The organism is Pseudacidovorax sp. (genome assembly GCF_017991995.1).
Classification (GTDB): Bacteria; Pseudomonadota; Gammaproteobacteria; order Burkholderiales; family Burkholderiaceae_C; genus Xenophilus.
On record NZ_JAGOPN010000022.1, the window covers coordinates 16,410 to 29,376 of the forward strand.

The 12,967-nt window shown below is 69.1% G+C and carries 13 protein-coding genes and 1 riboswitch; of the genes, 4 read left to right on the forward strand and 9 right to left on the reverse strand.

What is annotated here, in order from left to right; all coding sequences use genetic code 11:
- Nucleotides 1–39 precede the first annotated feature (39 nt).
- Complete coding sequence (locus tag KBC94_RS24470; RefSeq protein WP_294376526.1) at nucleotides 40–1,539, reverse strand: M20 family metallopeptidase; 1,500 nt, start codon at nucleotides 1,537–1,539, stop codon at nucleotides 40–42.
- A 102-nt stretch (nucleotides 1,540–1,641) separates the two neighbouring features.
- Between KBC94_RS24470 and KBC94_RS24475 the strand changes: the two genes are divergently transcribed.
- Nucleotides 1,642–2,436 carry a DUF72 domain-containing protein gene (locus KBC94_RS24475; RefSeq protein ID WP_294376529.1) on the forward strand — a complete coding sequence of 265 codons (795 nt, stop codon included), beginning with the start codon at nucleotides 1,642–1,644 and terminating at the stop codon, nucleotides 2,434–2,436.
- A 34-nt stretch (nucleotides 2,437–2,470) separates the two neighbouring features.
- On the opposite strand, the gene KBC94_RS24480 is transcribed toward KBC94_RS24475, so the two are convergent.
- Nucleotides 2,471–3,001, reverse strand: a complete 531-nt coding sequence (locus KBC94_RS24480) for a polymer-forming cytoskeletal protein (protein WP_294376532.1) — start codon at nucleotides 2,999–3,001, stop codon at nucleotides 2,471–2,473.
- 218 nt (nucleotides 3,002–3,219) lie between these two features.
- Here KBC94_RS24480 and KBC94_RS24485 point away from each other — a divergent pair, with 218 nt between their 5' ends.
- Nucleotides 3,220–4,116 (forward strand): ion transporter, encoded by an 897-nt coding sequence (locus tag KBC94_RS24485; RefSeq protein ID WP_294376782.1) that lies wholly within the window; start codon nucleotides 3,220–3,222, stop codon nucleotides 4,114–4,116.
- On the opposite strand, the gene metW is transcribed toward KBC94_RS24485, so the two are convergent.
- The 3 genes from metW to KBC94_RS24500 all read right to left on the reverse strand — a co-directional run bounded on the left by metW (nucleotide 4,097) and on the right by KBC94_RS24500 (nucleotide 6,600).
- Complete coding sequence (gene metW / locus KBC94_RS24490) at nucleotides 4,097–4,747, reverse strand: methionine biosynthesis protein MetW (RefSeq protein WP_294376535.1); 651 nt, start codon at nucleotides 4,745–4,747, stop codon at nucleotides 4,097–4,099. The two genes, KBC94_RS24485 and metW, sit on opposite strands and share 20 nt — an antisense overlap.
- Nucleotides 4,744–5,871: a homoserine O-acetyltransferase gene (locus KBC94_RS24495; RefSeq protein WP_234193396.1), complete on the reverse strand. Its 1,128-nt coding sequence runs from the start codon at nucleotides 5,869–5,871 to the stop codon at nucleotides 4,744–4,746. The genes metW and KBC94_RS24495 overlap by 4 nt, the downstream gene beginning before the upstream one ends.
- Nucleotides 5,872–6,027: 156 nt before the next feature.
- Entirely contained in the window at nucleotides 6,028–6,600 is a 573-nt protein-coding gene (locus KBC94_RS24500) for a TMEM165/GDT1 family protein (RefSeq protein WP_294376543.1), read from the reverse strand.
- A gap of 16 nt (nucleotides 6,601–6,616) precedes the next feature.
- A riboswitch (yybP-ykoY riboswitch) is annotated at nucleotides 6,617–6,794 on the reverse strand.
- 388 nt (nucleotides 6,795–7,182) lie between these two features.
- On the opposite strand from KBC94_RS24500, the gene KBC94_RS24505 reads away from it, so the two are divergent.
- A complete protein-coding gene (locus tag KBC94_RS24505) occupies nucleotides 7,183–7,707 on the forward strand; it encodes an RNA-binding protein (RefSeq protein WP_294376545.1) in 525 nt (174 codons plus the stop codon).
- A gap of 146 nt (nucleotides 7,708–7,853) precedes the next feature.
- On the opposite strand, the gene KBC94_RS24510 is transcribed toward KBC94_RS24505, so the two are convergent.
- From KBC94_RS24510 to KBC94_RS24525, 4 genes are read right to left on the reverse strand one after another with little or no spacing between them, the layout of a single operon-like run.
- Nucleotides 7,854–8,657 carry an SDR family oxidoreductase gene (locus KBC94_RS24510; protein WP_294376551.1) on the reverse strand — a complete coding sequence of 268 codons (804 nt, stop codon included), beginning with the start codon at nucleotides 8,655–8,657 and terminating at the stop codon, nucleotides 7,854–7,856.
- A gap of 21 nt (nucleotides 8,658–8,678) precedes the next feature.
- The gene (gene lptC / locus KBC94_RS24515) at nucleotides 8,679–9,314 is read right to left on the reverse strand and encodes an LPS export ABC transporter periplasmic protein LptC (protein WP_017760456.1); all 636 of its coding nucleotides are present in this window, start codon (nucleotides 9,312–9,314) and stop codon (nucleotides 8,679–8,681) included.
- Nucleotides 9,311–9,889: an HAD hydrolase family protein gene (locus KBC94_RS24520; protein ID WP_294376557.1), complete on the reverse strand. Its 579-nt coding sequence runs from the start codon at nucleotides 9,887–9,889 to the stop codon at nucleotides 9,311–9,313. The genes lptC and KBC94_RS24520 overlap by 4 nt, the downstream gene beginning before the upstream one ends.
- Nucleotides 9,889–10,875: a KpsF/GutQ family sugar-phosphate isomerase gene (locus tag KBC94_RS24525; RefSeq protein WP_294376562.1), complete on the reverse strand. Its 987-nt coding sequence runs from the start codon at nucleotides 10,873–10,875 to the stop codon at nucleotides 9,889–9,891. The genes KBC94_RS24520 and KBC94_RS24525 overlap by 1 nt, the downstream gene beginning before the upstream one ends.
- A gap of 69 nt (nucleotides 10,876–10,944) precedes the next feature.
- On the opposite strand from KBC94_RS24525, the gene KBC94_RS24530 reads away from it, so the two are divergent.
- Nucleotides 10,945–12,933 (forward strand): monovalent cation:proton antiporter family protein, encoded by a 1,989-nt coding sequence (locus KBC94_RS24530; protein WP_294376785.1) that lies wholly within the window; start codon nucleotides 10,945–10,947, stop codon nucleotides 12,931–12,933.
- Nucleotides 12,934–12,967: the final 34 nt, after the last annotated feature.

The following is a 12,967-nucleotide window of genomic DNA, read 5'->3' on the forward strand; positions in this document are numbered from 1 at the left end:
CCGGGCTGAACGCCCGGCCACATCGGCAACAACCTCGCTTCAGGCCGCCTGTTCGGCCGCGTGCTTGGCCGGCATCGCGGCCATCACCTGCGCGACGGCGGCCGTCAGCCGCTTGGCATAGGGCACGTGCAGGAACTCGTTGGGCCCGTGCGCGTTGCTCTTCGGACCGAGCACGCCGCACACCATCATCTGCGCCTTCGGGAAGCCGGCGCTCAGCATGTTCATCAGCGGAATCGTGCCGCCCTGGCCGATGTAGCCGCAGGGCGCGCCGAAATGGGCCTGGCTGGCAGCGTCCAGCGCCTGCTGGAACCACGGCACCATGGCCGGCGCGTTCCAGCCGGTGGCGCCGCCACCGGACTCGAAGGTCACCTTGGCCTGGTAGGGCGCGTTGTCCTCCAGCAGCGCCTTCAGCTCCTGCACCACCTGCGCCGCCTCCACCAGCGGCGGCAGGCGCAGCGAGAGCTTGAAGGCCGTGTAGGGCCGCAGCACGTTGCCGGCATCCTTCAGCGCAGGGAAGCCCTCGGCGCCCGTCACCGACAGCGTCGGCCGCCAGGTGCGGTTGAGCAGCGCCTCCACCGGATCGGTGGTGGTCGGCAGCGCGAAGGCGGTGGCGCCGCCGCAGTCGTAGTGCGCCCAGGGGAAGCGCTTGTAGACCTCGTCGCCCAGGATGGCCGCCGTGGCCTTGGCCTGGGCCAGACGTTCGGCGGGCACCTCGCAGTGGAAGCTGGCGGGCAGCAGGCGGCCGGTCTTGCTGTCCTCCAGCCGGTCCAGCACCTGCCGCATGATGCGGAAGCTCGACGGCACCAGGCCCGAGGCGTCGCCCGAATGGATGCCCTCGGTGAGGATCTCCACCTTCAGTGTGCCGCCGGCCAGGCCGCGCAGCGAGGTGGTGAGCCAGAGCTGGTCGTAGTTGCCGGCGCCCGAGTCCAGGCAGACCACCAGCGCCACCTCGCCCAGGCGGCTGCGCAGCGTGTCCACGTAGGGCAGCAGGTCGTAGGAGCCCGATTCCTCGCAGGTCTCGATCAGGCCGACGATGCGCGGATGGGCCACGCCCTGCGCCTTCAGCGCCTGGATGGCCGCCACGCTGGCGTAGATGGCGTAGCCGTCGTCCGCGCCGCCACGGCCGTAGAGCAGGCCGTCCTCGTACTTGGGCGTCCAGGGGCCGAGGTCGCGGCGCCAGCCGGTGAACTCGGGCTGCTTGTCCAGGTGGCCGTACATCAGCACGGTCTCGTTCATCGACGTGCCGCTGGCGGGCAGCTCGAAGAACAGCACCGGGGTGCGGCCTTCCAGGCGCACGATCTCCAGCCTGAGGCCCTTGACCTTCTGCGCCTCGACCCAGGTGGCGGCATTGCGCAGCACCGTCTCCAGGTAGCCGTTGGCCGACCAGTCCGGATCGAAGCCCGGCGACTTGGCCGGAATGGCGATGTAGTCGCTGAGCTGGCGGACGATGTCGCCATCCCAGCGGGCGGTGACGTCGGCCAGAGCGCGCTCGGTGTCGAGCAGGCCAGCGGGAATTTCTTTGTGCAAAGGGGCGTTCATCGGCGTTTCTCCTTGGGGGCGCGTGGCCGGGGCAGTCGATCCATTTTGCGCCGGGATGCCCCCCGGCGTAGAGTGCGCCAGCCGCATCACCCCAGCACGCCCATGCCCAAGAAAGCTGCGCCCACCGCCGCCGACCTGCCCGCCCCGCCGCAGACGCCCGTGCGGGTGGGCATCGGCGGCTGGACCTTCGCGCCCTGGCGCGGCAGCTTCTACCCGCCCGGCCTGCCGCATGCGCAGGAGCTGGCCCACGCCAGCCGGCGGCTCACGGCCATCGAGGTCAACGGCACCTTCTACAGCACCTTCAAGCCCGACACCTTCCGCAAGTGGCGCGAAGCCACGCCCGAGGGCTTCGTCTTCTCGCTCAAGGCGCACCGTGTGACCACGCACCGCCGCGAACTGGCCAAGGCCGGCGATGCGGTGCAGCGCTTCATCGGCAGCGGCCTGGCCGAACTGGGCGACCGGCTGGGGCCCATCGTCTGGCAGTTCATGCCCACGCACGCCTTCGACGCCGTGGACTTCGGCGCCTTCCTGGAACTGCTGCCGCCCCAGGTCCATGGCCTGCCGCTGCAGCATGTGATGGAGGTGCGCCATCCCAGCTTCATCGACCCGACCTATCAGGCCCTGGCCAAGCGCCATGGCGCGGCGACTGTCTTCACCGACAGCCCGAAATTCCCGTCCTTCGACGCGCCGCAGGGCCCCATCGTCTATGCGCGGCTGATGGATGCGCAGCCGCGCTTCGCCAACGGCTACGCGCCCAGTGCGCTCGATGCACTGGCGACCCAGGCGCGGGGCTGGGTGGCCGAGCGGCCCACCTATGTCTTCTTCATCAACGGCCACAAAGAAAAAGCCCCCGCCGCGGCGGAGGCTCTTCTGAAGCGGCTGGCCGACGCGCCTTGAACGGCGCGCCGAGCAGCGCGGGCGATGGCGATGCTCAGGCCGCCAGGGCGGGCTTGGCGTCGCTGGAGGTGCTCGTGCCCACGCTGATCTCGCCGGAGAGCTGGCCGCCCTCCTCGATCACGATCTTGCCGTAGCGGATCTTGCCCGACACCTTGCCGGTGGCATGGATCACCAGCTTCTGGCGCACGGTCAGGTTGCCGTCGAACACGCCTCGGATCTCGGCGATGTCGATCTCGGCCGAGCCCTTGAAGGCGCCCTGCTCGGCGATCTGGATGACGCGCGAATCCATGGTCGCTTCGACCGTGCCCTCGACCACCAGCGTGTCGCAGTCGGTGATCTCGACGCCCTTGAGCTTGATGTTGGGACCGACGGTCAGCTTGCTGCCCGTTTCCTGCACCGGAGCCTGTGCGGCGGCTGGCGTGGCGGCAGGTGCCGAGGCCAGCGCCGGCCCACCCACAGGATGGCCCGACAGCGTGCCGGCGCCCATCAGCGGGGCGGGACGCGAAGTCACACTGTCGTTGGGGTCACGGTCACGTTTGCCGAAGAAGGGGGATTGCGAAGCCAAAGGGTGATCTCCTTGCGAAAGCGCCAATGGTAGGCAAGTGATTCTGAATGTTGACACTTCTTTGCGAAAGATCGGTAACAACCCGCGGCAAGGCCGATGTCGCCCGCCTCGCCGCCTTGCCGTCAGAATTCGCCGCGTCCGGCTCACGCCGCTGTACCTCGCTCTTCATGGCCCCACACATCGACCCCGCCCATCACGCCGACGACGACATCCCAGGCATGTTCGATGACCGGGCGGCCGACGCCCGCTTCGGCAAACCCGCTTCCGGCTGGCGCCGCACGCTCTTCACGGTCATCTTCGAATCGGAGACGCGGGCCGGCCGCAGCTTCGACCTGCTGCTGATCGCGGCCATCCTGACGAGCGTCGGCGTGGTCATGCTCGAGAGCATGGCCGGGATGCGGGCCCGCCATGGCGCCTTGCTGCACGGGCTCGAATGGGTGTTCACCGCGCTCTTCACCCTGGAGTACCTGGCCCGCCTGGTGTGCGTCCAGCGCCCGCTGCGCTATGCCCTCAGCTTCTATGGCGTGATCGACCTGCTGGCCCTGCTGCCGACCTACCTGGTGGCCCTGGAGCCATCGCTCGGCGCGCTGATCGACGTGCGCGTGCTGCGGCTGCTGCGGGTGTTCCGCATCTTCAAGCTGTCGCGCTATGCGCACGAATACCGTACGCTCGCCCTCGCGCTGGCGGCCAGCGCGCGCAAGATCACGGTCTTCCTGGGCTTCGTGATGCTGCTGGTGCTGGTATCGGGCACGCTCATGTACGTGGTGGAAGGGCCGCCGCACGGCTTCACCAGCATTCCCACCGCCATGTACTGGGCGGTCTCGACGATGACGACGGTGGGCTTCGGCGATCTGGTGCCCCGCACCGACATGGGCCGGCTCATCGCCTCGGCCATGATGCTGACCGGCTGGGGTGTGCTGGCGGTGCCCACCGGCATCGTCACGGCCGAGATGGGCGCGCAGCGGCGGCTGCAGACGCTGCGCGACCGCGCCGCCGCCGATGCGCATTGCACCGCCTGCGGCGCGGGCGGCCATGCGGACGACGCGCACTACTGCCGGCGGTGCGGCACCGCGCTGCCGCGCGCCGGGGTCGCACTCAGTCCCGCTCGAACTTGAAGACGGCCGTCGCGGCGCGCAGGTTGGGCAACCAGCGCACCTCGCGGCCGTGCTGCACGCCGAACGCATCCAGCACGCGCAGGCGGTTCTTGCGCGCCAGGGCGTCGAAGTCGCGGAAGGTGCCCACGCGGATGTTGGGCGTGTCGTACCACTGGTAGGGCAGCCGCCGCGTCACCGGCATGCGGCCCTGCAGGATGCTCAGCCGGTTGGGCCAGTGCGCGAAGTTGGGAAAGGCGACGATGCCGATGCGACCCACGCGCGCCGTCTCGCGCAGCATGATTTCGGCATTGCGCAGGTGCTGCAGCGTGTCGATCTGCAGCACCACGTCGAAGCTGGCGTCCTCGAACATCGACAGGCCTTCGTCGAGGTTCAGCTGGATCACGTCGACGCCGCGCCGCACGCATTGCAGGACGTTGCCGTCGGCAATCTCCACGCCGTAGCCGGTGCAGCCGCGCTCGCGCTGCAGGCGCTCGAGCAGCGCGCCGTCGCCGCAGCCGAGGTCGAGCACGCGCGCGCCCTCGGGCACGAGGCGGACGATGCGGTCGTTGATGTCGTGGGTCGTGCGCAAGGGCGTGCCTTCGGCGTCGCCTGCGGTGCGGGGGCCCCTGGGAGCAGCCGGGCGGGTGGTCATTGCAGCTCCTTCGCGATGCCGTCGAACCAGGCGCGTACGACGCCCAGGTAGCGGGTGTCGTCCAGCAGAAATGCGTCGTGACCATGCGGCGCGTCGATCTCGGCATAGCTGACGCTGCGGCGGTTGTCGAGCAGCGCCTTGACGATCTCGCGGCTGCGCGCCGGCGAAAAGCGCCAGTCGGTGGTGAAGCTCACGAGCAGGAACTTGGCCATGGCCCGCTCGAAGGCCGCGCGCAGGCTGCCGCCATAGGCCGCGGCCGGGTCGAAGTAGTCGAGTGCGCGGGTGATGAGCAGGTAGGTGTTGGCGTCGAAGTACTCGCTGAACTTGTCGCCCTGGTGGCGCAGATAGCTCTCGATCTGGAACTCCACGTCGTGCGTGGTGTAGCGCACCTGCATGCCCTCGCGCAGCTGGCGGCCGAACTTGGCGTTCATCACGTCGTCGCTGAGGTAGGTGATGTGGCCGATCATGCGGGCGATGGTCAGCCCTCGCTTGGGCACCACGCCGTGGTCGTAGAAGTGGCCACCGTGGAAGTCGGGATCGGTCACGATGGCCCGGCGCGCGACCTCGTTGAAAGCGATGTTCTCGGCATTCAGGTTGGGCGCGCTGGCGATCACCGCGGCGTGGCGCACACGCTCGGGGTACTGCAGCGTCCACGACAACGCCTGCATGCCGCCCAGGCTGCCGCCCATCACGGCCGCCAGGGTGTCGATGCCAAGCGCGTCGAGCAGGCGGGCCTGGGCGTCCACCCAGTCTTCCACCGTCACCACCGGAAAGTCCGCGCCCCAGGGCCGCCCCGTCGCGGGATTGGTGTGCATCGGCCCGGTCGAGCCGAAGCAGGAGCCCAGGTTGTTGATGCCGATGACGAAGAAGCGGTCGGTGTCCACCGACTTGCCGGGGCCGATCATGTTGTCCCACCAGCCCTGCGACTTCGGCTGGCCGGCGTACTGGCCGGCCACATGGTGCGAGGCATTGAGCGCATGGCAGACCAGCACGGCATTGCTGCGGTCGGCATTGAGCGTGCCGTAGGTCTCGTAGGCCAACGCGTAGTCGCCGATGGCGCTGCCGCTGCGCAGCGGCAGCGGCGTCGCGAAGGACATGGACTGGGGTGTGACGTCGAAGGACATGGGAGCAAAAAGAAAACCCGGCCTCGCCAAAAACGAGCCGGGTTGCGGGCATCCGTCTTTAGCTGCATTTATCAAGCGCCCGCAAGCTGGAGCAAATCGGCGCTGGTGGAAAGTATAGGCCGGGCGGCGCTGTCGCCGCCCGGCGAGGGTCATGCCTCAGGCGCCCCAGCCGATGAGCGCAGCCACGCCCAGCACCAGGAAGATCACGGCCGAGATGCTGTGCACGAGCTTGATCGGCACCTTGCGAACGATGCGCTCGCCCAGCCATACCACCGGTGCGTTCGCCAGCATCATGCCCAGCGTAGTGCCGATCACCACCCACAGGTAGTCGTGCGTGAAGCGGGCCGCCAGCATGACGGTGGCGATCTGCGTCTTGTCGCCCATCTCCGCCAGGAAGAAGGCCACCAGCGTGGTGCCGAAGACGCCGAACTTGGAGACACCGCGGGGCGCTTCGTCCTCGTCGAGCTTGTCGGGAATCAGCATCCAGACGGCCATGGCGATGAAAGACAGGCCCAGGATCCAGCGCAGGACCGTGGGCCCGAGAAAGCCGGTCACCCAGGCGCCGACGGCGCCCGCCAGCGCATGGTTGACGACCGTGGCCGCAAAGATGCCCAGCACGATGGGCCAGGGCTTGCGGAAACGCGCCGCGAGGACGAGGGAAAGGAGTTGGGTCTTGTCACCCATTTCAGCCAGCGCGACGATGCCGGTGGCTACCAGAAAGGCTTCCATAGAGATGTGGGGTTCCTCGGCCGAAGGACGCAATCGACCACGCAGCGCCTTCGGCCTTGTTCCCGAAGCTGCGTGGTCAATGGTCTCGCCAGGTCTTCACTGCAGGCGCCATGTTCCGCGTGGGGCGCGGTACAAGTCTGTTGACGCATGCCCTTCTCGCACTCGGAAGGCGGCTACTCCCCAAAGACGGGGCGGATTCTAGCGGCTCTTGCCGCACTGCAGCATGAAACTATGGGTGCGGGCGCAGGAACGCCTGCCGCAGTTGGCGTCAGAAAAAGGAGGCGCAACCGCGCCCGATTAACTCGATGATCTCTTCCGATTACTTAGGAAACCTGTGTTTTCACCGGGCCATCGATGTCAGTGTGCGCAAGCTTCGCAGACTCACGGAGGTTGTTGCAATTCAAGGGAAATTCCTGCCCCCCTCCCAAATAAATCACCCATAATGGGTGGACCTTCGGCCCGGAAAGCCGCAGGCCATTGGGTGATCGGTCAGTTTCGTCAGCCCCGCAGGCCAACATGCTGCGGGTCTTGCGCCCGGGACTCCATCGCTGCTTTTCTTTGTGTTTTACAGGAGTCCCATTCATGGGCAACAAACTCTACGTCGGCAACCTGCCCTATTCGGTGCGCGACGGTGATCTCGAACAGGCTTTCGGCCAGTTCGGCGCAGTGACCAGCGCCAAGGTCATGATGGAGCGCGAAACCGGCCGTTCCAAAGGCTTTGGTTTCGTGGAAATGGGCAGCGACGCCGAGGCGCAGGCTGCCATTCAGGGCATGAACGGCCAGCCGCTGGGCGGCCGCAGTGTCGTGGTCAACGAAGCGCGCCCCATGGAGCCGCGTCCGCCCCGTAGCGGTGGCGGCGGCTACGGTGGTGGTGGCGGTGGTTACGGCGGCGGCGGTGGCGGCGGCTACGGCGGCGGCGGTGGTGGTTACGGCGGCGGCGGCGGTGGCCGCAGCGGTGGCGGCGGCTACGGCGGCCGCGGCGGCGGCGGTGGCGGCGGCAACGACGGCAGCTTCCGCAGCCCCTACGGCACCGGCCCCCGTGGCGGTGGCGGTGGCGGCGGTGGTCGCGGCGGCTACGGCGGCGGTGGCGGCGGGAACAACTACTGATCGCACACGTTGCCGTTCCGCTTTGCGGAACGACTCAATGAAAGGCTCCCTCGGGAGCCTTTTTCATGCGCGCCTGCTTGTGACGGTCCTGCCACAGCCCTCCGCACGCCAGTCGGTCAAGCAGACAGGCTGCGACGCCGCAGCGCTCAGCGAGGCGTATCGGCTTCGTCCCGGCGGCGCTTTCGGCCGCGGCCTTGCACCGCCCGGTCGTAGATGGCGTTGGGCAGCACCCTCATCAGTTTGGCGACGACCCCCATCTGCCAGGGAATGACGCGGTAGCTGACCCCGGCCTCGATGGCGCGGAATGCTCGGTCGGCAAAGACCTCCGCGGAGATGAGGAAGGGCATGCCATACCGATTGCCCCGGGTGAGCGGCGTGTCCACATAGCCCGGACAGACTGTCACCACCCGGACGCCGCTGTCGCGCAACTCGGTGCGCACGCTTTCGCAATACGCCACGACCGCCGCCTTGCTGGCGCAGTAGGCGCCGTGCCCCGGCAGCCCCCGAATCGCGGCAACGCTGCCGATGCCCACCAGCCGCCCGCTCCCCCGGCGCACCATCGCGGCGATGAAGGGATGGAAGGTGGCGGCCAAGCCCACATTGTTGAGTGCGAAGGTCTCGGCCATCACGTCCAGATCCGCACGCTCGGCCGTGTCCATGCCGACGCTGATGCCCGCATTGGCGATGACCACCTCGGGCAGACCCTGCGCAGCCAGGCAGGCCTCGCCCGCCGCGACGATGCTGTCCACCGCAGCCACATCGGCGCCGTAGATGCCGCAGCGCTCCGGCCCCAGGCCCTGGGACGCCGCCCACTCCTGCATCTGCGCCGTGCGCCGCGCCACGAGCGCCAGCCGCCAGCCCGCCTGGGCATAGCGGGCCGCCATCGCCTGCCCGATACCGCTGGACGCGCCGGTGATGAAGACCAGGGGGGCAAGGGCAGGGGCGGACATGGACGGCTCCCGCAGATACGGCTAGCGCCTGCCCGCCGGGGCCGGCGGCATGATCTGGCCCCGGACGCGCCCACGCAGATTGGCGATGCCGCTCATGTGGTCGTAGTCCATCGCATCGGCCTTGAACGTGTCGCTGCCCCGGATCAGCGTGACCGGCAGATGGGAGCGCACCCGGTCCTCGTTGGTGAACACATGCAGGAAGTCGCCCCGGAATTCCAGCCGGGGCGCCGGCTTGCCATCGGGAAGCTTGCCTTCGTCGCGGATCACCACGGCATTGCCGAAGAGCTGGATCTCGCTGGCATCGCCATTGGAAAGACCGCGGTTGGCCGTGGCCCGCGTGACCAGCCCCTGGGGCGACACCGAGCGCACGCGCACGTCATCGACCTCCATCGTGTCGGTGTCGGGGTAATGACGGCCTTCCCGGCCGCTGATCTCGCTGTGCAGCGAGCCGTCGGGCAGGAAGCTGCGCACGGTGAAGTTGCGCATGAAGAAGTCCGGGTCGTGCGAGACCGGGGCCGCGGCGTGCGGCTTGATCAGTTCCGGCGCGTTGCGCACCAGCCAGTAGGTGCCGAGCGCCAGCAGGCCTGTCAGGATGATCGGCAGGTAGAGGCTCAGCCGGTCGAAGGCCAGCCCGAAGACGGAGACGACGCGCTTCATGCGTCGGGCACCCCGATGGCGGCGTCGAGCAGGCCGGCATAGCGCCCGCATGCGCACAGCAGCAGGTCGCAGAACTCGCGGGCCGCGCCCTCGCCGCCCCGCAGGCGGGTGACATGGCGCACGGTGGCCGCCACCTCCGGATGCGCATTGGCAGGTGCGGCCGCGAAGGCCACCCGGCGCAGCACGGGCAGGTCGGGCCAGTCGTCGCCGATGGCCGCCGCCTGTGCCCAGTCGAGGCCCAGGGCCGCCAGGATCTCGGTGGACGCAGCGATCTTGTCCATCACCCCGTAGCGCGCATGCCGTACGCCCAATGCCTGCAGCCGGGCGCGCAGCGGCGCCGAGTCGCGGCCGGTGACCACCACGGGCTCGATGCCGGCCTTGCGCAGCATCTGCAGCCCGTAGCCGTCGAGCACGCTGAAGCGCTTGAGCGTCTCGCCGGCGTCGGTGAAGTAGATGCCACCATCGGTCAGCACGCCGTCGACATCGAAAAAGGCGACGCGGACATCCTGCGCGGCCAGCAGCAGTTCGGGGTCGAAGTTGAGCACGGGTCGGGCGCCCTGCGGTTGCGGCGCCATCAGATGACCTTCGCCCGCATCAGGTCGGTGGTGTTGAGTGCCCCGGCCAGCCGGCCTTCGGCATCGACGACGAACAGGCGGGTGATGCCATGCTGCTCCATGAGTTCGGCCGCCTCGACGGCCAGGGCGTCCTGGCGGATGGTGCGCGGGCCGCGGTGCATGACGTCAGCCGCACGGATCCCGCGCAGGTCGGCGCCCGCCTCGATCAGCCGGCGCAGGTCGCCGTCGGTGAAGATGCCTTCGGCACGGCCCTGGGCATTCATCACCGCCGCGGCGCCGAAGCCCTGCACGCTCATGGCGCGCATGAGCTCGGTGATGCCGGCCTGTGGCGAGACCTGCGGCACCGCACTGCCCTGGCGCATGACGTCGGCCACATGGGTGAGCAGCTTTCGCCCCAGCGCGCCGCCCGGATGCGAGCGGGCGAAGTCTTCGGCACCGAAGCCGCGCGCATCGAGCAGCGCGACGGCCAGCGCGTCGCCCAGCGCCATCTGCGCGGTGGTGCTGGCGGTCGGTGCCAGGTTCAGCGGGCAGGCTTCCTTCTCGACGCCGCTGTCCAGCACCAGGTCGGCATGCCGGGCCAGCGACGAGGTCGCGCCGCCGGTCATGGCGATCAGAGGCACGCCCTGGCGCTTGAGCACGGGCAGGATCGCGTCGAGTTCATTGCTTTCGCCGCTGTTGGAGATGGCCAGCACCACGTCCGCGGCCGTGACCATACCCAGATCGCCATGGCTGGCCTCGGCGGGGTGCACGAACATGGCAGGCGTGCCGGTGGAGGCCAGAGTCGCAGCGATCTTGCGGCCCACATGGCCGCTCTTGCCCATGCCCATGACCACCACCCGGCCCTGCAGGGCCAGGATGCGCCGGACCGCCTCGACGAAGCTCTGGCCGACGCGTGCCTTGAGGCCGAGCACGGCGGCGGCCTCGATGTCGAAAGTGGCGCGTGCGCGGGCCAGCAACGCGTCGGGGTCCGGGGCCGGAAAGCTCATCGGGCGATTTTATCGGCGCGCCTTGCCCCCGCCCCGGTGCAGTGCATGGCCCTTGCTAGCATCCAGCGGATGAACACCTTCGAGCTGACGCTGCTCTACCTGCTGGCCGCCGTGCTGGGCGTGGTGGGTTGCCGCTCGCTCAAGCTGCCACCCATGCTCGGCTATCTGGTGGCCGGCGTGCTGATCGGCCCGCACGCCTTCGCGCTGGCGCAGGATTCGGACGGCGTGCGCCACCTGGGCGAGTTCGGCGTGGTGTTCCTGATGTTCGTGATCGGGCTCGAGTTCAGCCTGCCCAAGCTGCGCGCCATGCGCCAGCATGTGTTCGGTCTGGGCCTTCTGCAGGTGGCGCTGACCATGCTGCTGGCCACGGCGGGTGCCCTGGCCCTGGCCCGCCTGCTGCCCGACCCTTGGCGCATGAGCTGGCAGACGGCGCTCGCCCTGTCGGGCGCCCTCGCGATGAGCAGCACCGCCATCGTGGTCAAGCTGATGGCCGAGCGGCTGGAGCTGGAGAGCGAGCATGGCCGCCGCGTGATGGGCGTGCTGCTGTTCCAGGATCTGGCCGTGGTGCCGCTGCTGGTGCTGATCCCCGCCCTGGGTGCGCCGCCCGAGGCGCTGCTGCGTGGCCTGGGCCTGGCCCTGATCAAGGCCACCGCCCTGATCGGCCTGCTGCTCTACGGCGGTCCGCGCGTGATGCGCTGGTGGCTCACGCTGGTGGCGCGCCGCCGCAGCGAGGAGCTGTTCATGCTCAACCTGCTGCTGGTGACGCTGGGCCTGGCCTGGCTGACCGAGATGGCTGGCCTGTCGCTGGCGCTGGGCGCCTTCATCGCCGGCATGCTGGTGTCCGAGACCGAATACAAGCACCAGGTGGAAAGCGACATCCGCGCCTTCCACGACGTGCTGCTGGGCCTGTTCTTCATCACCATCGGAATGTCGCTGGACTGGCATGTGGTGGTCGAGCGCTGGTCGCTGGTGGTCGTGCTGCTGATGGTGCCGCTGGGCTTCAAGCTGCTGCTGGTGACGGTGCTGGCGCGGCTGCTGGGCGCGACGGCCGGCGTCTCGCTGCGCACCGGGCTGTACCTGGCCCAAGCCGGTGAATTCGGCTTCGTGCTGCTGTCGCTGGCCAGTGGCCGGGGGCTGATGCCGCCGTGGCTGGGCGATCCGGTCCTGGCCTCGATGATCGTCTCGATGCTGGCCACCCCCTTCATCGTGATGTACAGCGAGGCCATCGTGCGCAAGCTGGTGGCCAGCGACTGGATGCAGCAGTCGCTGCAGGTGACCAGCCTGGCGCGCAAGATGATCGACACGGCGGAGCACGTGATCATCTGCGGCTACGGCCGCTGCGGCCAGAACCTGGCCCGCATGCTGGAGCGTGAAGGCATTCCCTACATGGCACTGGACCTGGACCCCGACCGCGTGCGCCAGGCCGCCGCCGCGGGCGACTCGGTGGTCTTTGGCGACGCGGCGCGCCCGCAGGCGCTGATGGCGGCCGGCCTGTCGCGGGCCAGCGCCGTGGCCATCACCTACCTCGACGTGCCGGGCGCCCTCAAGGTGCTGGCCGCGGTGCGTGCCCATGCGCCGACGGTGCCCGTGGTGGTGCGCACACAGGACGACCACGAGCTCGAGAAACTGCGGCGCGCCGGCGCCACCGCCGTCGTGCCGGAGACGGTGGAAGGCTCATTGATGCTGGCGAGCCATGCACTGGCGCTGGTCGGCGTGCCGATGCGGCGGGTGATCCGCTTGGCCCAGGAGGCGCGCGATGCCCGCTACCACCTGCTGCGCGGCTACTTCCGCGGCGCGGACGACGATGCCTCGCTGGAAGACCTGGAGCAGGAGCGGCTGGACAGCTTCACCCTGCAGACCGGCAGCCGCTGGGTCGGACAGGCGCTGGCACGCCTGGGCCTGTCCGATGCGGGCGTGCGCGTGGTGGGCCTGCGGCGCAGCCACGGCCGCACGATGGAGCCGGAGGAAGACACGGTGCTGGAGCCCGGCGACACGCTGGTGCTCTCGGGCCTGCCCGGGCCGCTCGCCACGGCCACCGAACGGCTCCAACGCGGCTGAAGTCTTCGTCGCAGCCCGCGGCCGGGAACGCCAG

Coding starts and splice junctions, on each gene's coding strand:
- KBC94_RS24470 (WP_294376526.1), bottom strand. CDS start 1,539: ATGAACGCCCCTTTGCACAAAGAAATTCCCGCTGGCCTGCTCGACACC.
- KBC94_RS24475 (WP_294376529.1), top strand. CDS start 1,642: ATGCCCAAGAAAGCTGCGCCCACCGCCGCCGACCTGCCCGCCCCGCCG.
- KBC94_RS24485 (WP_294376782.1), top strand. CDS start 3,220: ATGTTCGATGACCGGGCGGCCGACGCCCGCTTCGGCAAACCCGCTTCC.
- metW (WP_294376535.1), bottom strand. CDS start 4,747: ATGACCACCCGCCCGGCTGCTCCCAGGGGCCCCCGCACCGCAGGCGAC.
- KBC94_RS24495 (WP_234193396.1), bottom strand. CDS start 5,871: ATGTCCTTCGACGTCACACCCCAGTCCATGTCCTTCGCGACGCCGCTG.
- KBC94_RS24500 (WP_294376543.1), bottom strand. CDS start 6,600: ATGGAAGCCTTTCTGGTAGCCACCGGCATCGTCGCGCTGGCTGAAATG.
- KBC94_RS24505 (WP_294376545.1), top strand. CDS start 7,183: ATGGGCAACAAACTCTACGTCGGCAACCTGCCCTATTCGGTGCGCGAC.
- KBC94_RS24510 (WP_294376551.1), bottom strand. CDS start 8,657: ATGTCCGCCCCTGCCCTTGCCCCCCTGGTCTTCATCACCGGCGCGTCC.
- lptC (WP_017760456.1), bottom strand. CDS start 9,314: ATGAAGCGCGTCGTCTCCGTCTTCGGGCTGGCCTTCGACCGGCTGAGC.
- KBC94_RS24520 (WP_294376557.1), bottom strand. CDS start 9,889: ATGGCGCCGCAACCGCAGGGCGCCCGACCCGTGCTCAACTTCGACCCC.
- KBC94_RS24525 (WP_294376562.1), bottom strand. CDS start 10,875: ATGAGCTTTCCGGCCCCGGACCCCGACGCGTTGCTGGCCCGCGCACGC.
- KBC94_RS24530 (WP_294376785.1), top strand. CDS start 10,945: ATGAACACCTTCGAGCTGACGCTGCTCTACCTGCTGGCCGCCGTGCTG.